The sequence below is a fragment of the Alkalihalobacillus sp. NPDC127517 genome (assembly GCF_050276055.1).
GTDB lineage: Bacteria > Bacillota > Bacilli > Bacillales > Bacillaceae_D > Alkalicoccobacillus.
The window spans coordinates 151,186-176,140 of record NZ_JBNNQX010000006.1 but is presented as its reverse complement, the minus strand read 5'-3'; the positions used below and the strand labels follow the sequence as shown (position 1 = coordinate 176,140).

Sequence of the window (24,955 nt, the reverse complement as noted above, 5' to 3'; positions counted from 1 at the left end):
TATTTGGAATGTTAAGAATACGGAATAGAGAGATAAAAGTTAGGAGCTGGAGAGGGAATATGAAGGTTGCAAAGTTTGGGGGATCGTCTGTAGCGAGTGCGGAGCAAATCCGTAAGGTTGCAGCAATTATCGCAGAAGATACAGAAAGAAAAATTGTCGTCGTATCAGCTCCGGGAAAACGTGACAAACATGACTCAAAAGTAACGGATTTGTTAATTGAATTAGGTGAACTAAGTCTTTCAACGGGTGAGGCTGAGGAGCAACTACAAGCCGTTGTAGAACGCTATCGTTTGATTGCTGATGACTTGAAGGTTGATCGCGATGTTATTAGTGTAATAGAGGCAGACCTGCGCGAACGTCTTGAAACAAACCGAGATAAACCGGGTGTGTTTATGGATGCAATTAAAGCAAGTGGAGAAGACAATAATGCGAAGTTAATTGCAGCTTTCTTAAAGAGCGAGGGCATGAATGCAATTTATTTAAACCCTAAGGATGCAGGACTACTTGTGAGTGATGAGCCCGGGAACGCTCAAGTGTTACCGGAAGCATACGAGCATTTAATTAAATTACGTGATCGTGAAGAAGTGATTGTGTTTCCGGGGTTTTTTGGATATTCACCAGAAGGAACGCTTGTGACATTTCCGCGCGGAGGCTCAGATATTACAGGGGCTATTTTAGCAGCTGGAACTCAGGCTGAATTATATGAGAACTTTACGGATGTTGATTCTGTTTATGCTGCCAATCCAACGGTTGTGGAAAATCCAGTAGAAATTAAACGGATGACGTATCGTGAAATGCGCGAGCTTTCATATGCGGGATTTTCTGTTTTTCATGATGAAGCCTTAATTCCTGCTTTCCGAAATGGAATTCCTGTATGTGTGAAAAACACAAACAATCCCTCATCATCTGGAACAATGATTATTGCAGAAAGGGAGTATTTTTTCAATCCGGTAATTGGAATTGCTGCTGATGATGGGTTTTCTACAATTTACGTACGCAAATACTTAATGAACCGAGAAGTTGGATTTGGTCGTCGTCTTCTTCAAATTCTTGAAGATGATGGCTTGTCGTATGAACATATTCCATCTGGTATTGATGATACATCCGTTATCTTACGTGAACATCAGTTAACGCCAGATATAGAAGGACGAATCATTGAACGAATCAAGAATGAGCTTCACGCCGATGATGTTTACATTGAGAAGGATTTTTCAATGGTGATGATCGTTGGAGAAGGCATGCATAACACGGTAGGTGTATCAGCACGCGCAACCCAGGCGCTGGCTCGTGCGCATGTGAACATCGAAATGATTAACCAAGGTTCATCTGAGGTTAGTTTAGTATTAGGGGTTCATCAAGAAGACGCTGATCGTGCAGTGCAGGCCCTTTATGAAGAGTTCTTCGGAGCATCTGATGGGACGATCCAATAAATAAGAGAAAGTGGACCAACTAGTGAATCTAGTCGGTCTTTTTTTGAATAAATGATTAGTACCTGGTACTAAGACGATGTTATAATTTAAAGGTATATAACTATATGAAAGAGGAGCGTGGCGCTATGAATCAATCAAAAGCAAGAATTACAGCGATGGGGTCCTATGTACCGGATAAGGCATTAACAAATGATGACTTAGAAAAGATGGTTGATACAAGTGATGAATGGATTATCCAACGTACAGGGATTAAAGAGCGAAGAATAGCAAGCAAAGATGAATATACAAGTGATTTAAGTTTTCAAGCGATTCAAGACTTATTATATCGATCTCAAAAAAAATTAGATGATGTTGACATGATTATTGTTTGCACTTTGACTCCCGATTTCAAAACACCGAGTGTAGCCTCCTTGCTACAAGCAAAACTCGGAATTCAACACGCTGGAGCATTAGATCTAAACGCAGCATGTGCTGGTTTCACATATGGATTGCACTTGGCCAACGGCTTAATAACATCCGGGCTTCATAAAAAAGTTCTAGTTGTAGGTGCAGAAACATTATCAAAGATCACTGATTATGAGGATCGAACGACTTGTATTCTGTTTGGAGATGGCGCAGGTGTTGCCCTTGTAGAGTTTGACGAACAACATCCTAGCTTTATAGCGGCTCATGTAGGCTCAGAAGGAGAAAAAGGCAAACACTTGTATAGCTCTAACTTTTCAAATCAGTTGTTTGGTGAAGAGATTAAAGCGACATCCCACATCGTTCAAAATGGGAGAGAAGTCTACAAATGGGCGGTTACCTCGGTACCCAAAGGGATGAAATCACTGTTAGACAAAGCATCAATGACTTTAAAAGAGGTAAGTTGGTTTGTCCCGCATAGTGCAAACTTACGTATGATTGAATCGATTTGTGATAGAGCGGAGTTTCCGCTGGAGCAAACGTTATACAGCTTAGTCGATTATGGCAACACATCGTCTGCAACTATCCCGTTAGCACTTACCAAAGCACATGTAGAAGGTAAATTAAAGGAAGGAGACACCATTTTACTTTATGGTTTTGGGGGAGGATTGTCTTTTGCAGGCTTAGTCATTGAATGGGGAATATAAGAACAAACCCAGGTCCATAGTCAGACCTGGGTTTGTTCTTATGATCGTTCTTTCAACAAACGCTTAATCTCATCAAGCTCTTGCTTTAATTCAGCCATGGTTGGCTGTACGCCATTTTCATTTTCGTCATCTTGTTCATTTGCCTTTTCTACATTGTTAACAATGACACCAATAAATAAGTTGAAAATAATAAAGGTACCTAGTAACACAAAGGATACGAAGTAAATCCATGCCCATGGATTGATATTGAAGATTGGCCACATAATCCCACTAGCCCAGGATTCTAATGTCACCACTTGAAATAATGAGAGTAATGATAGTGGTAAACTTCCAAAGTATTCAGGTGCAATCGATGAAAAGAGCATGGTGCCGATCACTGCATAAATGTAGAAGAAAATCGACATTAGGACAAAGATATTCCCCATTGATGGGATGGTTAGAATTAACGCATCCACTAACCGGCGAAGGGATGGAATGACCGAGATTGCTCGCAAAACACGAAGCACACGAAGGATTCGCAGAACCGTAACAAAGTGTGCACCAGCAAAAAGATGGCCCATACCAACAATAATGAAATCAAACCAGTTCCATCCCTTTGAGAAAAATGTTTTAGGAGGGACAGCTAAAAAGCGCAGGACAATTTCAATGGTGAACAGATAAAGTAATACCCGATCTGCTATTGAGAAAAAGGATTGATACGATGTGTAAATAGTTGGAGAGGTTTCAAACCCTACAATTATAGCATTTATGATAATTAGAGTAATAATGGTTCCGGTAAACCATTTATTTTCGACGAGTTGATTCAGACGAGATTGATAGAGTTTGAGTGTAGTCATATATGTATAATTCTCCTTTTAAAATAAGTCCACAGTTTATTTTACTAAAACTTTAATTGGAAATATACGTTTTGCCTACATTTGAGTTAGATGTGTGAAGATTCTCTGACTTTATTTAAATGAAAAAGGCGTGGCTTCTCTAATGGAAGCTCCGCCTTTTCATCTAGATCAATTTGTTGGTGTATACGCTGAACCAAGTTCTGTTGAACGCTTAACAGCTTTACCAATCGCTTTTTGTAAGATTTCCTGTGTAGCGTGAGCAGATAATTCATTAATGCCTGCTTCCGTTGTACCACCAGGACTCATGACTTCTTTATATAATTGTTTAGGTGTTTTACTTGTTTGTTGAAGTCGTTTGCCAACCCCAACGACTGTTTGAGTAATTAAGTCTCGTGATTGTTGTTCAGAGAGTCCAGCCTCTTGAGCTGCTTTTTCCATTGCTTCTACCATGTAATAGAAGTAAGCAGGTCCACTACCAGCAACACCTGTGACTGCATCCATTTGTGCCTCCTCAACAATAGAGACTGTACCGATCGCTTTAAATAATGCTTCTACTGTTACAAGGTCTCCGTCTGTTGCATGTGCACCTGGACAAATAGCAGACGCGGACTCACCAACTTTTGCACTTGTGTTTGGCATTGTCCGAATAACTGGATTTGTTGATCCGAGTTCTTCTTCGATTAATGTTGTAGGTATCCCTGCAATCACCGAAACAATGAGCTGCGAACCAGTCACATGCTCCTTAATGTGTGAAATTGCGTCATGCACATTCTTTGGCTTCATTGCAAGCACGATAATGTCCGCTTCTTTAATGGCCTGTAATCGATCAGATTCTGTTTCAACCGAGTAAGTAGCTTTCATGTAGTCAAGTCGGTCCTGATCCTGCAAATTCGCTACAGTAATGAAGCGCGGAGAAACAATTCGACGTGTAATTAAGCCGCCAATAATTGCTTCTGCCATTGAACCGGCACCTAAAAATGTAATGTTCTTATTGATATTCATGAGGCAATCATTCCTTATGGTTTAATCTGACCTTCACCAAAGATCATAAATTTTGTTGAAGTTAATGCTTCAAGTCCCATTGGGCCTCGTGCATGAAGCTTCTGCGTGCTAATCCCGATCTCAGCACCGAACCCAAATTCAAAGCCATCTGTAAAACGAGTGGATGCATTATGATAAACAGCCGCTGCATCGACGCCGTTTAGGAAATGTTGCACATGCTCTTCAGACTCACTTACGATCGCCTCGGAATGCTTTGTACCGTACGTACGAATGTGGGCCATTGCATCCTCCGTTGTATCAACGAATTTAACCGCTAGTTTTAAATCAAGATATTCATCAGCCCAATCGTGTTCATTGGCGATCGTAGCTTGTGAATCCCATTTCAGAAGCTCTTCCTCACCAAACAGTTCCACACCATGTTCATGCAAGTCAGTAAGAAGGCTAGGTAAATGGTTGTCTGCCCACTTACGATGAATCAGTAGTGTTTCGGCTGCATTACACACAGAAGGACGTTGTGTTTTGGCATTAATAGCGATGGAGCGAGCCATCTCTACATTTGCCGATTCATCAATAAATACGTGACAGTTTCCGACTCCTGTTTCAAGAACGGGAACGGATGCTTTTTCGACCACTGTTTTAATTAATGATGCGCCACCTCTAGGGATTAGAACATCAAGGTATTCATTAAGTATAAATAATTCAGAGGCTGCTTCCCGGCTTGTATCTTCAATTAGTTGAATGGCTTCCTGTGGGAGACCTACTTGATTGAGTGCAGCTTGTAGGCATTGAACAATTTTCCGATTCGAATGAATGGCTGTACTGCTCCCACGCAGGATGACAGCATTACCGGTTTTTAAGCAAAGACCTGCTGCATCAACTGTAACGTTAGGACGTGCTTCATAAATAATGCCGATCACACCAAGAGGGACACGTTTTTTTTCAATACGTAATCCATTTGGACGATCGATTGTTTGAATCGTTTCTCCAATTGGATCTGTAAGCTCAGCAACTTGTCTAAGTCCGTCTGCCATATCACGGATTCGAATCTCGGTTAATGTGAGTCGGTCAAGTAAGGTTTTCGTTTGACCAGCAGACCGCCCGTTCGCTACGTCTACCACATTTTCCGTAAGAATCGCAGCGCTCTCTGATTCAAGCGCGGAGGCCATCGCATGTAATGCTTCATTTTTCTGTTTCGTAGATAGACTTGCTAATTGATACGTAATGTCCTTTGCACGTTTAGCCTTCCCTATGATTTCACTCATAATGACACGACTCCTTCCAATTAGAAGCTACCCATTGATCGCGATGGATAATTTCTTTTCTCGTTTTTTTAGTGATTTCTTGTGCGCGTGCGCTATCTAGTCCAAGCACTTGTGAAAGCTCGCTTGAAGATACATTTGTACGTCCTTTCCCAATAACCGTTCCTTGCTGATTATAGACATGAATGACCTCGTCAGAAGAGAAAGCCCCGTGGACGGAAAGAACACCTGCAGGCAAAAGACTTTTTCCTTTTATAAGAAGAGCTTGCTCGGCACCCTGATCAATCACAATGGAGCCATTCGCATGCGAGTGCAAGGAGATCCATTGCTTTGTTGTAGGCATGACAGAGTGATTGGAAAAGTTCCCAAGATACGTTCCATCTCCACCCCCATCAAGAATCATCAAGAGCTTTTCGTGACCCTCACCTTTTCCAATAAACGTATTCACTCCTAAAGAGAGGGCAGTCTGTGCTGCTGTAATCTTAGATTTCATACCCCCAGTGCCAACATTCGTTCCTGATTCACCTGACAAGTCGAGAAGTTCATCGGTTACCTCAGGTAGATGGTCAAACCTTGTTGCGTTTGGGTTCTTATTTGGATTATCTGAATAAATGCCATTTACATCCGTTAAAATGATCAGCATATCTGCATGAACAAAACCCGCAACAAGTGCAGAGAGCATATCGTTGTCACCAAAGGTCAGTTCTTCTACACTCGTTGAATCATTTTCATTAATAATTGGGATGCAGCCTCTTTTTAATAATTCTGTAATCGTTCGGTTGGCATTACCGAACCTTACATGATTGGAAAAATCATCACGTGTAAGTAACAACTGAGCGGGGGTCAAGCCATATGGTGCAAACTGTTCAGTGTACCCTTGCATCAAGAGTCCTTGACCAACGGCTGCAGCTGCTTGCTTTCCTGATAAGGTCACGGGTCGGACCGGATAGCCAAGAGACGGGAAACCTGCTGCGACGGCACCTGATGAGATGAGAATGACATCATGGCCCGCGTTTTTTAATGCAGCGAGTGCTCCTACATGCTCTGTCAGCTTCAGCGTGCTGAGAGAGCCATTTGTTTCAGTTAATGAACTACTTCCAATCTTTACAACGATTCGTTGCCGACCCATGATTAATCCCTCTTTCCGAATATAAATAAAAAAACACTCCTGTCCTCATAAAAAGGACGGAGTGTTATCCGCGGTACCACCTTGTTTGACATGTATCATGTCCACTTTAGCTCTTGTAACGTAAGAGTGACGTCCATGTTTATGGATGCTCAAAGGCAGGTTCTCCTAATGAAGCGGTGATGGGTCTTTCAGCCGGTGAACCCACTCTCTACTCACGTTCGTTAGAATACTAATCCTTCTCCATGCAGTGTCATATAATGTGCTAAGTATAATTCGGCGCTTTAAAGAAGTCAAGTGGGTAAATGTGTATTTTTTATTTAGTTGGATTATTCTGATTAATTGGTATAAATACTCAAAAAACGCTATGCATAAGGGTTCTGGGCGATTCCATCATATATGGGTAAATTCAAATGGCACTCTTGCCTAAGCCAATGAATAGCATAGGTTATGTACAAACGAAGTGCACAAGAGCGGAATGGTAATTAAAGAACCCAAAAGGGGCTGATTATGGATGTGCGGCATTACAGGGTGGATAGATTGGCGGAAAGATATGCGAAAAGAGACAGCTGCCCTTCATAAGATGGCAACAACTCTAAATCGCAGAGGTCCTGATGATTTGAATATATGGACTTCAACTCATGCTGGATTTGGTCATGCGCGGTTAGTTGTAGTGGATCCAGCAGGTGGTATTCAACCGATGACAAGAACCGTAAAAAATAAAGAGTATACACTTGTTTATAACGGAGAGCTTTATAACACAGAAGAGATTCGTAGCGAGCTACTTAGGCAGGGTCATACCTTTTTAGGGCACTCTGATACCGAGGTTCTTCTTAAATCGTATATTGAATGGGGAAGCGGATGTCTGGAGAAGTTTAACGGCATCTTTGCTTTTGCCATTTGGAATGAGCAAGATCAAAGCTTGTTTATGGCAAGAGATCGCTTAGGGGTGAAGCCTTTATTTTATTCCGTCCTACATGGCGCATTAATCTTTGGTTCAGAGCTGAAAGCATTACTTGCGAATCCAAAGCTTGATGCAGTCGTTGATCGTGAGGGTCTTGCTGATGTGATGGGGCTTGCACCATCACGTACACCAGGGCAAGGCATCTACAAAAACATCTCCGAGCTCAGACCGGGTCATATGTTGATTTATGACCGGAACGGGGCAAAAGTGAGTCGTTACTGGTCTCTTAAAAGCACCGAGCACAAAGAGGATACAGAAGAGACAGCGGCTCATATTCGTGAGCTTTTAACCGATACGGTAAAAAGACAATTATTTGCTGATGTTCCTGTAGGGATGTTCCTTTCAGGAGGACTTGATTCAAGCGCACTAACAGCACTTGCTGCGGAGATTTATAAACAAGAAGGAAGAGGATCGATCCGAAGCTATTCCATCGATTACGATGAAAATGATAAATACTTTAAATCAAGCGCATTCCAACCAAACTCAGATGCCCCATGGATTAAGAAAGTTTCAGAAGTCCTGCAAACGGATCATACGAATGCCATCATTTCAATAGATACATTAGCGGAGCAGTTAAAAGAAGCCGTAAAGGTTCGTGACCTGCCAGGAATGGCTGATGTGGATTCCTCCTTACTTTGGTTCTGTAAAGAAATCAAAAAGGATGTAACCGTCGGCCTATCAGGAGAATGTGCGGATGAAATCTTTGGCGGATATCCGTGGTTTCACCAACCAGAAATTATGAATATCGATGGTTTCCCTTGGATGCGGTCTATTGACGAACGAGAAGATCTGCTTAACGATTCGTGGAAGTCTAAATTAAAGCTGAAAGATTATGTTCAGAGCCAATACCGCAAAACCATTAACGAAACCCCACGATTCGCCGGTGACTCAAAGGAAGAAGCAAGACGACGAGAGATCTCATACTTAAATATTATTTGGTTTATGACAAATTTATTAGATCGTAAAGATCGTATGAGCATGGGAGCAAGCCTTGAGGTACGTGTACCTTTCTCAGATCACCGACTCGTTGAATACGTCTGGAACATCCCTTGGGAGATGAAGCGTTACGGAGGAAAAGAAAAAGGAATTCTTCGTAAAGCAATGGAAGGGGTTCTCCCAGATGAAGTTCTATATCGTAAGAAAAGCCCTTATCCAAAAACGCACCATCCAAAGTACGCAGAAACGGTCAAACACCTGATGGATGACGTTCTAAAGCAAAAAGACGCTCCATTGTTTGAGTTTGTAAACAAAGACAAACTCAAAGCCATTAACGAAACAGGTGGCTTTGATACAGGGACGCCATACTTCGGGCAGCTCATGGCCGGACCACAGCTTCTCGCACACTTTGTGCAGATGGATTATTGGTTGAATGAATACAATGTGAAAATAGAAGATAAATAGGTTGGAGACCTTTCTGGTGAGTGTGCTGGGAAGGTTTTTTGGTGTGTAATTTATCACTATATAAAATAATAAGCGATTGATCTGACAGTGTAATAGGCCGCTAAGAAGATGACTAAAGGTCTTAAAAACCTCTTATTATCTTTTTTTAAAACAACGATGATAGAAATGGCATATACAAGTGGTAACCATATGAACCAAAACAAAAAATAGTCAAACATAAATTCTAGGATTTTAATCATTCCCTTAACACATTGGATTATCTTTAGACACCAAGTTTTCTATCTTGTAAAAATATAAATTAGCTATGATAATAAGAATAAATGAGATGGTTAATATAGTAAATTGTAATTATTATATCAAGAAAGAATTTATGACAGTTTCATCGTATCTAGCTTGATTGCTGAGCCAGATATACTCACAATCGTTATGTCAACACTACCTGAAAAGGGGCAACCCGATGGAGTATTTGTATGTATTTGTTATGATTTTTATTGTGGTTTTTATTTTGAGTGGAGTACTTAACTTAATATTAAAGTCAGGAACTACCATAAAGCATTGGCTCCTAATTTCTTTTATCATTTCTATTCTTTCTACGTTCTTTACCTTGTTGATCTCGTAAGTTGCTTGAATGAAACACATTGCACTATCGAAGATGAACGCATTATCAAACAGGAGATGAATAATATGACTCATCAACAATATTTAGATCTTCAAAAACTAATAGATATTGGTGAAGAACTTAATTTTGAATATAAAGGAAATGAATATTGGATAAGTAATACTCCTGATAACAAACACCATTTAACGAGAGTAAGTGATGCTTATACTCAAACTTTCGATAATCCGAAGACTTTGTTTAAAAAAGGCAAGATAGACGGTCAACATTTGGGTGATATTTATCACGATATTCCTTGGATTGATTAATTAATCATTTCAGAAGCTTAGGATTTTCAATTCACACATCACCCTATCAATTACTTCTTTTTAAACAGAGTTGATAGGGTTAAAGCCAATGCTATAAAGATCAGAATATATATGGGAGTCATCCAAATAAAATAGTAAGAGTCTGATGAATTTTCCATAAAACCTGTATCAATTCGTATGCTATTCCAATCAAGCTTTACTGGATTTTCTGCGTGGAACGAGAATTTCTTTAAATACAGATTCTCTTGTGTCACTTTATGGATAACATAGATAAAGCTTGTGAGTAACAATAAAATTGCTAGATATAATCTTTTCATTCTAACCCTCTTTCATTTTTAATGTTATTCCTCTTATATATTATACCTGTTCAGTGACCGGCCTTCTCAGTTCCTTCCATTCTTTATATGTTTGTACAATGGAAATGAGTAGAACAATTAGAAGCGCAGGAGATATGAATTCAGACTGTGACTGAATGCCCTGAAGAGCCATGCTTACACAGAAAATAATGATCAAAAGCAATGCTATGATGTTTATATAAAAGTGTTCTTTATTTGTATTTATCTTTGTCCATTTACTAATCGTTGCCTCTAGAACACCCAAGATAATAATAGTAGTAACAAATATAGGTGTGGTAAGTACGTTCAGTAAGGGCAGGCTTGGAAAAAAGTCTTTGATAATAAAGAGTAGAAAAGTGGCATTAAAGCAGATTTGTAGTGTAATGATTACTTTTTTCATTTTAATGACTCCCTTCTGTTTTTGTTACTAAATGCTCAATTTAACTGAATAAAATGGTATGATTATCCTATATCGTTATTAGAACCTTGAGGTGAAAAATGGAGCTTAACAACTTTCTGAATACACATTACCCCGATCTAACTCTCAAGCCACCACTTTTCTACAATTGGTCAGTGGGCATTCGGTTTGAGGTTGGGGTATCTATGGATGTTGATTATACCATTCCACATAATCCTTACATACAAGGATGTTACAGACGGGCCATTACACTTTTTGAATCGTTACATCAAAAAGATGATGACATCATTGTTGTCATTGATGTAGATAATGTGTTCGGCTTTAATCATTTAAAAAGAAGATTAAAGCATTTTTATCGATATGTAGATAAAAGTCTCTTGTACTCGTTAAAGCATGAGGTTCTTTCTCTTTATCCAGAAGAGGAAGACTATCATATAGAGACACATCGTTTTTCGTTATCATGTAAAGCTAGAGAATTTCATCATGTGAACCTGTTAAAAGCGATTTGTAACCAAGATTTTGGGCTAACACCAAAGCAGATAAATAATGTATATTTTATTAACCAAAGAACCAAGACCATCTTTCACGTATATGACGATCGAGGCTGTGATCTAATTGCAGCATCTGCCCTAGATATCAAGGACATATACAAAAGATTTAATGACTGGATTTTAGATTATGACCGAGAAGAAATTGACGAAGTTTTTAATGGTGTATAACTTTATCTAATCTACGGATCGAGTGCCTAAAAGGGTGCTCTTTTTTTATGAATTCACTCGAACTTCACAAATAGATGGTAGAACCATTTGGTATACTACTATGTACAATGTACGTGAGTTTGGAGGTGCCATGTGAAACGTAAGTGGTTCGGTTTATCAATAATCTTCAGCGTACTTCTATTTGCAGGCTGTAACGATCAAGCCATTGACGTACCTGATTCAGAGAATCCTGTTATGTATATTACACACGCGAAGGAAGCAACCCTTTCTTTTTTAAATACTGAGCAAAATAAAGAGATTGGTTCAACGGAACTGCCTTATGTTCTAACGGATCTAATCAAGCTTTCAGACCAATCATTTGTTGGGATTAACTCGAGTGACACTCGAATTCAAGAGCTGGACCTGAAGTCGGGCAAGGCACAAACATTTATGGAGCTTGACGCAGGCATGAGTAAACTTGCGTATGACTCTTCATCAGACATCCTGTATATTTCAAACCTTAAGGAGAATCGCATCGATGTCGTTGATGTAAAGGCGGAAAGTAAGAAATCCACTCTTCATCTGGATTCTGCTCCTAAAGAGCTAAAGCTAGGAGAAAACGGGCTCCTCTATGTGTTAACAACGGAAGAAGATGAGGTCATTATTTATAATCCCATTACGGATCAGATTGAATCTCATTTTTCTGTAAATTCGAGTCCAGCAGGCATGTATAAAAGCACAAAAGATGTTTGGCTGGGTGGACACGGTTCGAATGGTGAATTGAATCGAAATGTATATGTGTATGATCCAATGACTGGTGAACAAACAGCGGAGGTTGAGGTAGGGCTCATGCCGATAGCGATCACAGACGGCGAGCAACCAAACGAGCTTTTTGTTTTATGTCATGGCGACCACTCGTTATACAAAATCAATACAGAAACGCAAGAGGTTGTGGGTAAAGTAGAAGTGGGTCAGAACCCAAATGATGTGAAACGGGTTGGGAACACGCTCTATGTTGCTAATTTTGATAGTGATAGCATTTCAATTATAGATGCGAATGATTTAACATTAATGAAGACTGTGCTTGTTGCCGAGGGGCCGTATTTTCTGTTATCGGAGGTAGATTCATAATGCAACAAACACGAGTTTTAGTGGTTGATGATGAAAAGGATCTTCTGCAGCTTGTCGCCACGTATTTAGTTAATGAATCTTACGAAGTGCTTATGGCAAGTGATGGGTATGAGGCGCTTCATCTTCTTGAGACAGAATCCATTGATCTCGTTATTCTAGATATTATGATGGAGGGAATGGACGGGTTTGAATTATGTAAGCGAATCAGAGCGACATCCAGTATTCCCGTAGTAATGCTAACAGCTAAAAGTAGTGAAGAGGATCGCATTCGCGGGTTAAAATTGGGCGCAGATGATTACGTGGTTAAGCCCTTTAGTCCGAGAGAGTTGATGGCTAGAGTAGAGGCTGTTTTAAGACGGATGAAAGTGGGGCAACCTGATGAACAGCGAATCCAAATCAGTGAACTCTTAATAGAAAAGAGTGGTCGCAAGGTCTTTGTTGAGGATGAACCAATCACGTTGACAAAAAAGGAATATGATCTTCTCGTTTTCTTATACGAATCAAGAGGCAAGGTCTTTACGCGTGATCATCTGTTAATGAGGCTTTGGGATGCGGACCATAACAAAACCGCACGAACCGTAGATACTCACATAAAGACGTTGCGTTTGAAGTTAAAATCAGCCGGCCGCTTTATCCAGACAGTCTGGGGCGTAGGATATAAATTTGAGGAACCATCATGAATCATTGGTCTATTAAGCGAAAAGTTTGGGTGACGATTGCTGCCGTTATTTTCATTGTTGTGGCAGCTACAACATCTTTAATTTACTTTTTATACAATGAACTATACGTAGATAAACAGATTAATACGTTAACCATGCAGGGTGAGAAGCTAACAACAGTCTACTCGGAACGCGGAAGTGACGAGTACTTTTTGGAACGAATCGACTGGGCCAATCAAAGTATGGAGGCTGATGTATTATTCACGGATGATCCAATGCTTTTGGCTAGTGGAGATCCGCTTGATCCAAACTCTGAGTACAATTTAATTACATTTGAAGAGCGACAACTCCTATTAAATGGCGAAACTGTGATTATGCAACGTGCTCATCCAAGATTTAATCAGGAAATTGTGGGAGTTGTCATTCCGCTGTTTGAAGGAGCTAACTTGGCTGGTGCTGTATTTCTTTCGCAGCCATTGTCAACGATCCATGAGCCTTTTCAAGAGGTACAATGGTTATTAATCATAGTTATCCTTACACTCGTTGTCCTGATCTTATTTTTAGGATCAAAAATGATTCGTGACGTTGTGAATCCGTTGATTTCAATGAATGATGTTGCTACAAAGATGGAGCAAGGGGATTTTAAACAAACCATTACTCTTCCAAAACGACACGATGAAATGAGTCAATTAGCTGACTCGTTTAACCGTCTGGCCAACTCACTTGATGAAGTGGAACAGAATCGCAACGAATTTTTGGCTAATGTTGCGCACGAGCTACGTACCCCTTTAAGTTATATGAAAGGCTATGCTGAAGGTGTTGAAGAAGGCGTAATCTCAAAGGAAAAGGGTCTAGGCATTATTCAAAAGGAAGCCAATCGATTAGATCGTTTGGTGAACGATTTACTAGATCTTGCCCAGCTTGAAGGAGAACAATATGAAATTCGTTCGGAGCCGATTGCACTCGCTGAGCTTGTTGATGAAGTCATTGATCAATTTATTCTTGTGGCAAATAAAAAGAACATTAAACTACGGCGTCACTTAAATGATGAGTGTATTGTGTATGGCGATGCTGATCGACTTGAGCAGGTTGTTAGGAATCTCTTAGATAACGCCCTTACGTATACACCAGAAGGCAAACAAGTCGAGGTAAGGCTTGATCAACAAGGAGAGGATGTTACCTTACTCGTTCGCGATGAAGGCATCGGTATTCCGAGTAAAGAGATTGATGCTGTGAAGCAACGATTTTATCGTGTGAAAAAGGCCAGGGAGCGTAAGGATGGTGGGACGGGACTTGGGCTTTCAATCGTCTCACAGATCATTGCGAAGCATGGGGGTACTTTTTCATTGGAATCGATTGAGAATGAGGGTACGATTGCAAGCATCCAGTTAAAAGGGATACATTAGAATTAGTGAACAATTTATGTCATATCAAAACTTCACGACAATTTCACTTTTATCTAGTACGATTCAATGGAACAAAATAATGATTTATTAAGTAGGAGAGGTTTAAATGAAAAAGAAAGTCGTTAGTCTCGCATTAGTAGTTGGTTTATTAATCGGAGTTACACCAAATGTTACATATGCTCACTCCCACATGGATTCCTCGGTACCAGAAGAAGGACAAACGGTTGAGGAAGCTGTGGAAACAATTGAGTTATCATTTGATGGGGGCATTGAGCAAGCGAGTACTGTTCAAGTGTTCACAGTAGATGGAGAAGAAATGGAGACTGCTGCCGTAAATATAGATAGTCCAAACATTGAAATAGAGCTAGCTGAACCTCTTGCAAATGGCGATTATCGAGTAACATATAATGTCTTGAGCTCAGATACACATCCAATTGAAGGAGAGTTTACTTTTAGCGTAAATGCAGAAGAAGCTGTTGCTGAAGAAGAAACAGAAGACGAAGCTACGGCTGAAGAAGAGGTAGCTGAGACTGATGAATCAGCTGAAACCGAAGAACAAGATACAAATGTAGCGGATGAGCAGCAGGAAGAAGAAACAGAAGAGAGCAGCAATTCGATCATCTGGATTGTGGGTGGCGTACTTGTAGTTGGGGTCATTCTAGGAGCACTCGCTGGCTTTAGAAGAAAACGATAATGGTTTAATAGGCAGGCTTTCCGTAATGGAAAGCCTGTTTATTTTTTTGAAATTAACACTACCATACTTGTATGGTAGTATGGTAGTATAGAAATCGTAAAGGAGGAACGCTCGTTGAATTCATCTGTGAATCGCCTATCATCTTCAAGTTCATCAAGAGTATTTGTTTACGAAACATTACGTCAGAGCATTACAACGTTAAATTTAAAGCCTGGTGTTGCGATCTCCGAAAAAGAAATTGCAGCTGAACTAAATGTTAGTCGGACTCCAGTCAGAGAAGCGTTCTTACAGTTAGCTCATGATCAATTATTAGAAGTTAGACCACAACGAGGATCGTTTATTACATTGATTGACTTAGATCAAGTGGAAGACGCCCGGTTTATTAGGGAGCAGCTTGAAGTAGGAATTGTGCGCTTAGCCTGTTCTACGTTCTCAGACGACGATCAACAAAAAATGGAAACCAATCTAATTCTTCAAGAGCAAATGATGAAGAACCAGAAGTACGATGATTTATTCCAACTGGACGGTGAATTTCATCGATTGATTGCCTTAAGCTGTGGAAAAGTGAAGGTAGCTGAAATGATTCAACATATGAATGTTCATTTTGATCGATTGCGTATGCTTAGCTTATCTTCCAATCTTAACTGGGAAGCCATATACAAGCATCATCAAAACATTTTAAATGCCATCGTTAATAAAGATGCAAATCAAGCTGAAAAAGTCATGAAAGAACATCTTTCACTTATCACAGTTGACCAAATCGCTTTAAAGGAGCAATTTCCGATTTACTTCAAATAGCTTGTCTATTTGAACATCAAATGTAAACGCATACGTAGCAAGGAGTGTTCGCCATGTTTAAGAAATGTATGATCTTGACGTCTTTTCTTTTATTAGCAGGATGTTCACAGCAAGCCGTAAGTGAGAATGATGTGACCCATTGGAAGATGACACATGTTTCAGATGCAAGTCATTTATGGCATAAGACGGCTCTTGAGTTTTCAGAGCGGGTAGAAGAAAAAACAGATGGTAAAGTTCAGATTGAGGTGTTTCCTAATAGTCAGTTAGGCAATGAAGTTGATAGTATCAACAGTATTAAGTTTGGGGCAACGGACTTAACAATTACCGGAGAAACACTTGAGGTTTGGACACCAAACGCAATATTGTTAGCGGTTCCATACGCGTTTGAAGATGAAGAGCATATGAGGAATGTGATCGAAGGAGACATTGGTCAAACAATTGAAAACGATATCAAAGAGGATGTTGGGCTAACTCCTTTATTCTACATGGAACGTGCTCCGCGAAACCTGACGTCAAACTCTCCAATCTCAACACCGGAAGACTTAAGAGGGTTTAGCATGAGGGTACCAAATGTGCCGTTGTTTCTTGATACATGGTCCGCTGCAGGCGCTAAGCCTCAAGTCATTAACTTGAGTGAGGTGTTTACCGGACTTCAACAGGGTGTCATTGCAGGACAAGAGAATCCGAATGATTTAATTTACAGTAATGGATTTTATGAGGTGCAGGACTATTTGAATCTGACAGAGCATGTGCGATCTTGGATTTATGTAGTCGTTGGAAATGAGCAGCTTGAGAGTTTACCTGAGGATCAACGTCTAGCTGTGGAAGAAGCAGCATTAGAAGCACAAGAATACGCAAGAGATCTTCAAGAGGCTGAACAAGAAGCTCTTTCAGACTTATTAAAGGAGCGTGGGATGACCTTTAATGAGGATGTTGACCAACAAGCGTTTCGTGAAGCCATGTTACCGGCTTTAGAAGAAAATCTTGGGGATGAGCAATACGAACTATATTTAGAAATGGTTGAAAAAGGATCAGGAATAGAGGTGGATCGTTAATGAAAAAAGCTGCTAAGTTAGATCAACTATTAAACTACTTAACGATCATCTTATTCAGTAGTTTGCTCCTTGTTGTGGTCATTCAAATTATGAGTCGTTATCTTCCTTACAGTGCGATTTGGACGGAAGAGCTTTCAAGGTACTTGTTTGTTTATTCCATTACGGTTGCTGCTCCACTTGCCATTAGAAAGAATGAATTCATTAAAGTAGATATGCTTTTAACAATCTTACCTGCGCATATAAGAAGAATTTATGAATGTGTGACATATGCAATTGTCGGTGTGTTTGGAATCGTTTTATTTGTGACTGGGATTCGATTCTTTCAATTAGGAACCGAGTTTTCGTCGCCAACTATTGGCTTTCAGATGAGTTATGTTTACATTTCTGTGCCGATTCTTGCTTTCTTGATTGTTCTGTACTCTATTCTATTTATTATTGATCAAATTACTTTACCAAAGTCAGAAGGTGAACAACCATGATGTCGATTCTTTTAGTCGGATCTTTCTTAGTATTTATCATGATAGGCATACCAATTGCATTTAGTTTAGGGCTTGCTTCGCTATTATATCTTTTATTAGCTGGTATTCCATTAACGATTATTCCGCAAACCATGTTTTCTGGCATTAACTCATTTGTTCTACTAGCCATTCCGGCTTTTATTCTAGCTGGTAATCTAATGAATGCGGGTGGAATTACCGAACGAATTATCAATTTTGCAAATGCAGTCGTTGGACATATAAGAGGTGGATTGGCTCTTACAAATGTGGCGTCTTCACTTGGTTTTGCAGGCATCTCGGGTACTGCTTTGTCAGATACAGCGAGTATCGGGTCTGTTATGATTCCAGCCATGAAAAAGCAAGGATATGGACCAGGATTCTCGGCTGCCGTTACATCGATCTCATCAACAGTAGGTCCAATGCTTCCACCTTCGTTACCGATGATTATTATTGGAACCCTTGCAAGCGTCTCCATTGGGGATCTCTTTCTAGCAGGTGCCATTCCAGGGATTTTGCTTGCTATAGGATTTCTAATTGTGACTTACATTATTTCTGTGAAAAGGGGTTATCCAAAAGGAGAACGTCAACCATTGTCTGTGGTAGGTAAATCATTCTTAGGTGCATTTTGGGCTTTAATTATGGTTGTGATTATCCTTTGGGGAATTTTGGGTGGTTACTTCACACCTACGGAAGCTGCCGTTGTCTGTGTGATCTATGCTTTCATAATTGGTGGTTTTGTATATAGAGAGCTAAAGCTAAAAGATATTCCTGCATTACTTACAAACACGCTGAGCTCAACAGCATCTATCTTGCTGTTAGTTGGATTTGCAAATTTATTTGGATGGATTTTGGTAAGTGAAGGTGTTCCAATTTTAATTGCGGATGGCATTTTATCGATAACTGAAAATCCATTTTTCGTTATTCTTCTCATCGTTATTTTGCTTCTAACGATTGGAATGTTTATGGAAACCATTGCAGCACTCGTGATTTTGTTTCCTGTTCTATTGCCAGTAGCTGTTAGTATAGGCATGGATCCAGTTCACTTTGGAGTATTAATGGTATTGTGCTTAATGGTTGGATTATCAACACCACCTGTTGGCGTATGTTTATTTGTTGCCTCAGGATTTGCGAAAGTTCCGATTGGAAAAACAGTGAAAGAGCTCATGCCATTCTTTGCTGTAGCATTCATTGTTATTTTGTTAGTGAGCTACATTCCGTCATTATCACTATTTTTACCAAGTTTATTTGAGTAAGGAGATGTTGTAAATGCAAGCCATAACCGTAAAAGAACCAGGGGATTTGCTGATAGAAACAGTTCATAAACCCGAGCTTATAGAAAAAACAGATGTATTAGTAAAAATAAAAGCTGCAGGTATTTGTGGTTCAGACATGCATATCTACCATGGCAGTAATCCATTCACGGTGTATCCTCGAGTCATTGGTCACGAAGTAGCAGGTGTCGTTGAAGAGGTTGGCGATGATGTACAAGATCTAGCAGTTGGGGACACGGTTGCGTTAGAACCGATCTCTTATTGTGGCGAATGTTATGCGTGCCGAAAAGGCCGTCAGAATGTTTGTGAGAAATTAGAAGTGTTTGGTGTTCATCAAGATGGCGGTATGCGAGAATGGATGGTAGCTCCTGCGTCTAAATGGCACAAACTAAACAAATCGATCTCTTATGAAGCTGCTGCACTGGTTGAACCGTTAACCATAGGCGCTCAGGCAACCTCCCGTGGTGGAGTTGAAGCTGGTGACACCGTCTTTATTATGGGTGCCGGACCTACAGGATTAAGCTGTTTAATTCTAGCTAAGCAAAAAGGAGCTAAAGTCTTTATTTCAGATTTTAATCAATCGAGATTAGATTACGCAAAAGAGATCGGAGCAGATGTTCTACTTAATGCTGGGACAGTTGACGTCCACGAAGTAATTAATAAGGAAACGAATGGTGAATTGATCAACGTTGTCATTGATGCAGTAGGTACAGCTGAAACCTTTGCTCAAGCGGTAACCCTTACATCGGTTGCAGGAACGGTTGTAGCTCTTGGTTTTAATGAGAAACCGTCACCAATTGCTTCATTATTTATAACGAAAAAGGAATTAACAATTGTTGGGTCTAGGCTGCAAGCGAATAAGTTTAAGGACATGGTGCAATTGGTCAACGAAGGAGTATTAAAGCCAGAAGAAATGATTTCTCATAGATATGAGATGACCGATGTGCAGAAGGCTTTTGATACTCTGGAAAAAGAACCTGATCAAATCCGAAAAATCGTACTTACTTTTTAATTCTAAGAAAGGGTGAATCATCATGAGAATGACATTTAGATGGTATGGAGAAGGTAACGATTCTGTTACACTTGAGCAAATTAAACAAATCCCTGGAGTTGAAGGACTTGTCTGGGCATTACATGATTTGCCTGCAGGTGTTGTATGGCCAGTAAAGAAAATCCAAGAAATTAAGGATCAAGCAGATAAATATGGATTTCATCTAGACGTTGTAGAAAGCGTAAATGTCCATGAAGACATTAAACTAGGACTTCCTTCAAGAGATCAATACATTGAGAATTATAAAGAAACGATTAAAAATTTAGCAATGTTTGATGTGAAAGTCATCTGCTATAACTTTATGCCGATTTTCGACTGGACAAGAACGGATCTCTTTAAAGAGATGGAGGATGGATCAACGGCTTTATTCTATGAAAAAGCTAAAGTAGATTCTATGAATCCACAAGATTTAATTAAGCAAACAACAAGCTCAAGCTTCACGATGCCAGGCTGGGAACCAGAGAGATTAGCTGGAATTGAAAAGTCGTTTGAAGCGTACAAAGGGATGTCTGAGGATCAATTATGGGATAACTTGCAGTACTTCTTAGAACAGATTCTACCGATTTGTGAGCAGCATGATATTAAAATGGCGATTCACCCGGATGATCCACCATGGTCTGTGTTTGGATTACCACGCATTATCACAAGTGAGGAGAATGTAGAGAGACTTCTTTCGTTATCTGATAGTCCGTCTCATAATATTACGTTATGCAGTGGATCACTTGGAGCAAACCCAGCAAATGATATTCCTAAAATCATCCGCCGTTTCCACGACCGCATACCATTTGCCCATATCCGTAACGTAAAGATTTATGAGAACGGAGATTTTATTGAATCCTCTCATCGTACGCAAGATGGATCGGTTGATATCGCTGATGTCGTAAAGGCTTATCATGAAAATGGGTTCACAGGATATGCACGCCCTGACCACGGAAGACATATTTGGAATGAAGAATGTCGTCCTGGCTATGGCTTGTATGATCGTGCTCTTGGTATAATGCATTTGTGGGGATTATGGGACGCATATGAGAATGTAAAAAAAGGGGGCAACTCAGATGCTATCAACTCATAATTCGTTAGCTGGAAAAGTAGCAGTCATCACTGGTGGAAGCGGTGTCTTATGCAGCCAAATGGCAAAAGAACTTGCTAGACAAGGGATGAAAGTCGCTATCTTAAATCGTTCAAAAGAAAAAGGGAAAGCACTTGAAGAGGAAATCGCGCATTCAGGTGGAATGGCATTAGCTGTATCCTGCGACGTATTGAATGAGGAAAGTGTTCAACAAGCGAGTGAAGAAATCTTATCGAAGCTTGGACCATGTCATGTGTTAATAAATGGAGCGGGAGGAAATCACCCTGACGCTATTACATCGAAGGAGACATTCTCTGAATCAGACATATCGGATCCAGAGATTAAAAGCTTTTTTGACATGACTATGATGGGCTTTGATCACGTATTTAAATTAAACTTACTTGGAACCGTTCTACCGACTCAAGTCTTTGCAAAACAGATGATCGACCAAGAGGGAACAACCATTATTAATATTTCATCGATGAGTGCTCCATCACCGATGACAAAAGTACCTGCATATAGCGCAGCAAAAGCAGGAATTGATAACTTTACCCAATGGTTAGCCGTTCATTTTGCAAGCGCAGGCATTCGTGTAAATGCGATTGCTCCTGGCTTTTTCCTAACAGATCAAAATCGGAATCTCTTAACTAATTCAGACGGAAGTTTAACAGAACGTGCTGAGAAGATCATTTCCCACACACCAGCTGGCCGTTTTGGTAAACCTGAAGATTTATTAGGTACTCTTTTATGGCTTGCCGATTCAGAGTACTCAAGGTTTGTAACAGGGATCATTGTACCAGTTGATGGAGGATTTATGTCGTATTCAGGTGTTTAGAAGGGAGAGAGACGAATGGGTGCAGACGTTATAACGTTTGGAGAAACAATGGTTTTACTAGAAGCAGGCAGTAGTGGTCCTCTTCGTTACGTGGAATCATTCACAAAGCGATATGGCGGAGCAGAATCAAATGTGTCAATTGGATTGTCTAAGCTAGGACACCAGTCACTATGGATGAGCAAGGTCGGAAAAGATGAATTTGGTGAATTCCTGATCCAAAAGATAAGAGGAGAAGGCGTTAACACAGATTTTGTGAAGACCTACCCAAGTGCACCAACTGGCATGTACTTAAAAGAGATGCGTAGACCGGGGGACCAGCGTGTGGTTTATTACCGCGCTGGTTCAGCGGCCAGTTTCTTTAATGAGAATGATCTAGATGCGGAACAGATTTCACAGGCTCGTATTCTTCATTTAACTGGCATCACTGCTCTATTAAGCGAGTCGTGTCGTCAGGCGATGTTCAAAGCGATTGAGATTGCTAAAGAGAATAATGTATACGTTTCCTTTGATCCGAATCTTCGCTTTACGTTAATGGGTGAGCTTGGTGAAGATGGTGCTCGTCAAGTGATTCGACAATTAGCAGAGAAAGCAGACCTTGTCATGCCGGGGCTGGATGAAGCTGAATGGCTATTTGGGTCATCTGACGAACAAGAAGTGGCTAATCTGTTATTCGAATCTGGCGTAAAGCAAGTGGTTATTAAAAATGGTGGAGAGTACTCCTTCTATGCAGAAGCAGGCGGAGAATCAGGACGAATTCCAAGCTTTAAAGTCAAACAAATCGTTGATGCCATTGGAGCAGGCGATGGATTTGCGGCAGGTGTCCTATCAGGACTGCTCGATAAGAAAAGTCTAGGTGACGCCGTTCAGTTTGCAGCTGCAGTCGGGGCGCTTGTTGTCAGCTCACCAGGTGATATCGAAGGTTTACCAACACGTGATGAAGTACTTGATTACATTGAACAAAAAGAAGGCAATGCAGGAGGCGTATTACGATGAGTAGATTTGAAACGTTAATTAGTTCAGGTGTAGTAGCCGTTATCCGGAAACAACCTAGAGAACACATTATTCCACTAGCAAAGGCACTTGTTAACGGTGGCGTGTCTGGTCTCGAAGTCACAATGGATTCAGAAGACGCGCTAGGGGCCATAGCAGAACTTCGAACTCAGTTTGGGGATGAGGTAGTGATTGGAGCGGGAACCGTACTCGATGCGGAGCAAGCTGTTGCTGCGATCCAGGCAGGTGCTGAATTTATCTTTGCTCCGATCTTAAACGAACCAACCATTCTCGCAGCTAAACGCCATGGAAAGATTATGATTCCAGGCATCTTTACACCAACAGAAGCACAACAGGCGATCGAATGGGGAGCCGATATGGTAAAAGCCTTCCCTGCAGACGTACTGGGACCTGCATTCATCAAAGCGGTGAAAGGACCTCTATCCCACATTAAAATCATGCCAACGGGTGGAGTGGACTTAGAAACCATTGATGGATTTATTAAAGCCGGTGCATCAGCAGTTGGTGCCGGTGGACCACTTCTACGCAAAGACTTAATTGAAGCTGGGGACTGGTCAGGACTAGAGCAGCACGCCGCTGCATTTGTCGGACAGGCGAAGAAAAGTTTAGCAGGAAACTAATAACATTTGAATCTCTTATCTACTTTATGTGGATAAGAGATTTTTTTGTGAAAAAAATGAACTATTTTCTCCACCCAATTGTATATCAAGTATAAGCTGAAAAAAGGAGTTGGTCAGATATGCAATTTCCATGGGGCTACGTTCTATCAGGAATCATCTTAATGATCATTATGGGTATAATGATCAAAGCCAATCGAACGATCGAAAAAAAGTATATCAAACGAAAATGGAATCATGAAGTTGATTATAAGGAGACGACTATCTACCTTCATTGGAATGTTCTTGATTCAATAAACGTAATTCTTGGAATATATACATCTATTTGTGTATTTGGACTTAGTTTTCTTGTGATGGGGGGACTCACGATTGAGAGTCCGGTTGTACAATTTTTGGCGTGTCAATCTGTAGGATTTGTCTTTGCCTCGATCTTTAACTTATCATTGCGCATTTCTAAAACAATCAAATCTATTCAATGTCGTTTGGAAGGGTAGGCCTATGTATGAAGACAACGAATTAATGACTGCATATCAAAACGGTGATGAACGGGCTCTTGAACGCATTTTTGAGCGATACCGTAACTCAATCTACCGTTTTTTGTATAGATATTCTAGAGATGAACAGTTAAGTATAGATTTAGTTCAAGATACATTCGTCGCATTACAAACGAAAAAAAGACAATTTGATCACACTAAAGGACAATTAAAAGCCTATCTGTTTCAAATTGCATATCGACTTATGATCACGAAACTAAATCGAAGAAAAAAATGGAACTATATTTTGCCGTTTCTTGTTCCTGTAGAGAGACAAGAAGTATCAATCGCAGATCGGTTAACAATTCAGGCAGCAATCGATACATTACCAGAGTTGCAGAGAGCGGTCATCCTACTTGTCTATTATCATGATTTAAAACAAGACGAGGTTGCTACTATCTTAATGATTCCTGTAGGTACGGTTAAATCTAGATTACATAAGGCTATAAAAAATTTAAAGCAAAGATTGGAGGAAGATTACTATGAAGCAGAACGATTTTAAAGAGATTCATTCAAAGTTAGATGAGTATCATGTCTATCAACCAGACATTCAACTAAAAACGAGTAATTGGGACCGGTTTGTAAGATACTTAGTCTCCCCAACCAAAGATCCACAACTTTTTTTGGTATCTCATTCTAATGGTATCGCTGTTATAAGTTCTTCGGTATTCCTCTTGCCTTTGTTGCTTTTTCTTCTCCTATTACTTACGTAAAAAAGCTGTCCAATGAGGACAGCTTCTAATTGCTATTTCTTTCTACACTCACATGAGTCGCCACAGAAATCGCGTTTTTCACAATGCTTAGGTTTCTCATCGTGTTTGTTGCA

Annotated in this window: 27 protein-coding genes and 1 other annotated feature; of the genes, 21 read left to right on the top strand and 6 right to left on the bottom strand. The window is 40.2% G+C overall.

Features of this window, described 5'->3' with window-relative positions; translation table 11 throughout:
* The first annotated feature begins 59 nt into the window (after positions 1 to 59).
* Positions 60 to 1,430, top strand: a complete 1,371-nt coding sequence (locus ACQKKO_RS09920; RefSeq protein WP_498646710.1) for an aspartate kinase — start codon at positions 60 to 62, stop codon at positions 1,428 to 1,430.
* A 125-nt stretch (positions 1,431 to 1,555) separates the two neighbouring features.
* Positions 1,556 to 2,539: a ketoacyl-ACP synthase III gene (locus tag ACQKKO_RS09915; protein WP_498646709.1), complete on the top strand. Its 984-nt coding sequence runs from the start codon at positions 1,556 to 1,558 to the stop codon at positions 2,537 to 2,539.
* Between the two features lie 38 nt (positions 2,540 to 2,577).
* Here ACQKKO_RS09915 and ACQKKO_RS09910 read toward each other — a convergent pair whose 3' ends face one another.
* From ACQKKO_RS09910 to proB, 4 genes are all read right to left on the bottom strand, one after another.
* Complete coding sequence (locus tag ACQKKO_RS09910; RefSeq protein WP_498646707.1) at positions 2,578 to 3,375, bottom strand: ion transporter; 798 nt, start codon at positions 3,373 to 3,375, stop codon at positions 2,578 to 2,580.
* A gap of 168 nt (positions 3,376 to 3,543) precedes the next feature.
* Positions 3,544 to 4,377 carry a pyrroline-5-carboxylate reductase gene (gene proC, locus ACQKKO_RS09905; RefSeq protein WP_498646705.1) on the bottom strand — a complete coding sequence of 278 codons (834 nt, stop codon included), beginning with the start codon at positions 4,375 to 4,377 and terminating at the stop codon, positions 3,544 to 3,546.
* A 14-nt stretch (positions 4,378 to 4,391) separates the two neighbouring features.
* Positions 4,392 to 5,639 (bottom strand): glutamate-5-semialdehyde dehydrogenase, encoded by a 1,248-nt coding sequence (locus ACQKKO_RS09900; protein WP_498646703.1) that lies wholly within the window; start codon positions 5,637 to 5,639, stop codon positions 4,392 to 4,394.
* The gene (proB, locus tag ACQKKO_RS09895) at positions 5,632 to 6,765 is read right to left on the bottom strand and encodes a glutamate 5-kinase (RefSeq protein WP_498646701.1); all 1,134 of its coding nucleotides are present in this window, start codon (positions 6,763 to 6,765) and stop codon (positions 5,632 to 5,634) included. Before proB ends, ACQKKO_RS09900 begins: the two co-directional genes overlap by 8 nt.
* Before the next feature lie 49 nt (positions 6,766 to 6,814).
* Positions 6,815 to 7,017, bottom strand: a binding site (T-box leader).
* A 259-nt stretch (positions 7,018 to 7,276) separates the two neighbouring features.
* Between proB and asnB the strand changes: the two genes are divergently transcribed.
* The gene (gene asnB, locus ACQKKO_RS09890) at positions 7,277 to 9,127 is read left to right on the top strand and encodes an asparagine synthase (glutamine-hydrolyzing) (RefSeq protein WP_498646699.1); all 1,851 of its coding nucleotides are present in this window, start codon (positions 7,277 to 7,279) and stop codon (positions 9,125 to 9,127) included.
* A gap of 684 nt (positions 9,128 to 9,811) precedes the next feature.
* Positions 9,812 to 10,051, top strand: coding sequence for a hypothetical protein (locus ACQKKO_RS09885; protein ID WP_498646698.1), 240 nt, complete (start codon positions 9,812 to 9,814; stop codon positions 10,049 to 10,051).
* A gap of 50 nt (positions 10,052 to 10,101) precedes the next feature.
* Here ACQKKO_RS09885 and ACQKKO_RS09880 read toward each other — a convergent pair whose 3' ends face one another.
* Positions 10,102 to 10,368 carry a hypothetical protein gene (locus ACQKKO_RS09880; RefSeq protein ID WP_498646696.1) on the bottom strand — a complete coding sequence of 89 codons (267 nt, stop codon included), beginning with the start codon at positions 10,366 to 10,368 and terminating at the stop codon, positions 10,102 to 10,104.
* A 40-nt stretch (positions 10,369 to 10,408) separates the two neighbouring features.
* A complete protein-coding gene (locus ACQKKO_RS09875; RefSeq protein ID WP_498646694.1) occupies positions 10,409 to 10,786 on the bottom strand; it encodes a hypothetical protein in 378 nt (125 codons plus the stop codon).
* Between the two features lie 98 nt (positions 10,787 to 10,884).
* Here ACQKKO_RS09875 and ACQKKO_RS09870 point away from each other — a divergent pair, with 98 nt between their 5' ends.
* The 17 genes from ACQKKO_RS09870 (at position 10,885) to ACQKKO_RS09790 (ending at position 24,842) form a co-directional block, all read left to right on the top strand.
* The gene (locus ACQKKO_RS09870; protein ID WP_498646692.1) at positions 10,885 to 11,523 is read left to right on the top strand and encodes a DUF3885 domain-containing protein; all 639 of its coding nucleotides are present in this window, start codon (positions 10,885 to 10,887) and stop codon (positions 11,521 to 11,523) included.
* A 132-nt stretch (positions 11,524 to 11,655) separates the two neighbouring features.
* Positions 11,656 to 12,633 carry a YncE family protein gene (locus ACQKKO_RS09865; protein WP_498646690.1) on the top strand — a complete coding sequence of 326 codons (978 nt, stop codon included), beginning with the start codon at positions 11,656 to 11,658 and terminating at the stop codon, positions 12,631 to 12,633.
* Complete coding sequence (locus ACQKKO_RS09860) at positions 12,633 to 13,313, top strand: response regulator transcription factor (RefSeq protein ID WP_498646688.1); 681 nt, start codon at positions 12,633 to 12,635, stop codon at positions 13,311 to 13,313. The genes ACQKKO_RS09865 and ACQKKO_RS09860 overlap by 1 nt, the downstream gene beginning before the upstream one ends.
* Positions 13,310 to 14,698, top strand: coding sequence for a sensor histidine kinase (locus ACQKKO_RS09855; protein ID WP_498646686.1), 1,389 nt, complete (start codon positions 13,310 to 13,312; stop codon positions 14,696 to 14,698). The genes ACQKKO_RS09860 and ACQKKO_RS09855 overlap by 4 nt, the downstream gene beginning before the upstream one ends.
* Before the next feature lie 106 nt (positions 14,699 to 14,804).
* Entirely contained in the window at positions 14,805 to 15,392 is a 588-nt protein-coding gene (locus ACQKKO_RS09850; RefSeq protein WP_498646684.1) for a copper resistance CopC family protein, read from the top strand.
* Between the two features lie 114 nt (positions 15,393 to 15,506).
* A complete protein-coding gene (locus ACQKKO_RS09845) occupies positions 15,507 to 16,190 on the top strand; it encodes a GntR family transcriptional regulator (protein ID WP_498646682.1) in 684 nt (227 codons plus the stop codon).
* Positions 16,191 to 16,243: 53 nt separating this feature from the next.
* Positions 16,244 to 17,245, top strand: a complete 1,002-nt coding sequence (locus ACQKKO_RS09840; protein ID WP_498646680.1) for a TRAP transporter substrate-binding protein — start codon at positions 16,244 to 16,246, stop codon at positions 17,243 to 17,245.
* The gene (locus ACQKKO_RS09835) at positions 17,245 to 17,724 is read left to right on the top strand and encodes a TRAP transporter small permease (protein WP_498646678.1); all 480 of its coding nucleotides are present in this window, start codon (positions 17,245 to 17,247) and stop codon (positions 17,722 to 17,724) included. Before ACQKKO_RS09840 ends, ACQKKO_RS09835 begins: the two co-directional genes overlap by 1 nt.
* Complete coding sequence (locus tag ACQKKO_RS09830) at positions 17,721 to 18,995, top strand: TRAP transporter large permease (RefSeq protein ID WP_498646676.1); 1,275 nt, start codon at positions 17,721 to 17,723, stop codon at positions 18,993 to 18,995. The genes ACQKKO_RS09835 and ACQKKO_RS09830 overlap by 4 nt, the downstream gene beginning before the upstream one ends.
* Before the next feature lie 13 nt (positions 18,996 to 19,008).
* Positions 19,009 to 20,025, top strand: a complete 1,017-nt coding sequence (locus ACQKKO_RS09825) for a zinc-binding alcohol dehydrogenase family protein (RefSeq protein WP_498646675.1) — start codon at positions 19,009 to 19,011, stop codon at positions 20,023 to 20,025.
* Positions 20,026 to 20,047: 22 nt separating this feature from the next.
* Entirely contained in the window at positions 20,048 to 21,136 is a 1,089-nt protein-coding gene (uxuA, locus tag ACQKKO_RS09820; protein ID WP_498646673.1) for a mannonate dehydratase, read from the top strand.
* Complete coding sequence (locus tag ACQKKO_RS09815; RefSeq protein WP_498646671.1) at positions 21,120 to 21,968, top strand: SDR family oxidoreductase; 849 nt, start codon at positions 21,120 to 21,122, stop codon at positions 21,966 to 21,968. Before uxuA ends, ACQKKO_RS09815 begins: the two co-directional genes overlap by 17 nt.
* A gap of 15 nt (positions 21,969 to 21,983) precedes the next feature.
* Positions 21,984 to 22,961, top strand: coding sequence for a sugar kinase (locus tag ACQKKO_RS09810; protein WP_498646669.1), 978 nt, complete (start codon positions 21,984 to 21,986; stop codon positions 22,959 to 22,961).
* Positions 22,958 to 23,599 carry a bifunctional 4-hydroxy-2-oxoglutarate aldolase/2-dehydro-3-deoxy-phosphogluconate aldolase gene (locus tag ACQKKO_RS09805; protein ID WP_498646667.1) on the top strand — a complete coding sequence of 214 codons (642 nt, stop codon included), beginning with the start codon at positions 22,958 to 22,960 and terminating at the stop codon, positions 23,597 to 23,599. The genes ACQKKO_RS09810 and ACQKKO_RS09805 overlap by 4 nt, the downstream gene beginning before the upstream one ends.
* Positions 23,600 to 23,718: 119 nt before the next feature.
* Entirely contained in the window at positions 23,719 to 24,090 is a 372-nt protein-coding gene (locus ACQKKO_RS09800) for a hypothetical protein (protein ID WP_498646665.1), read from the top strand.
* 25 nt (positions 24,091 to 24,115) lie between these two features.
* Positions 24,116 to 24,631 carry an RNA polymerase sigma factor gene (locus ACQKKO_RS09795; RefSeq protein WP_498646918.1) on the top strand — a complete coding sequence of 172 codons (516 nt, stop codon included), beginning with the start codon at positions 24,116 to 24,118 and terminating at the stop codon, positions 24,629 to 24,631.
* A complete protein-coding gene (locus tag ACQKKO_RS09790) occupies positions 24,612 to 24,842 on the top strand; it encodes a hypothetical protein (protein WP_498646663.1) in 231 nt (76 codons plus the stop codon). Before ACQKKO_RS09795 ends, ACQKKO_RS09790 begins: the two co-directional genes overlap by 20 nt.
* Positions 24,843 to 24,955 lie beyond the last annotated feature (113 nt).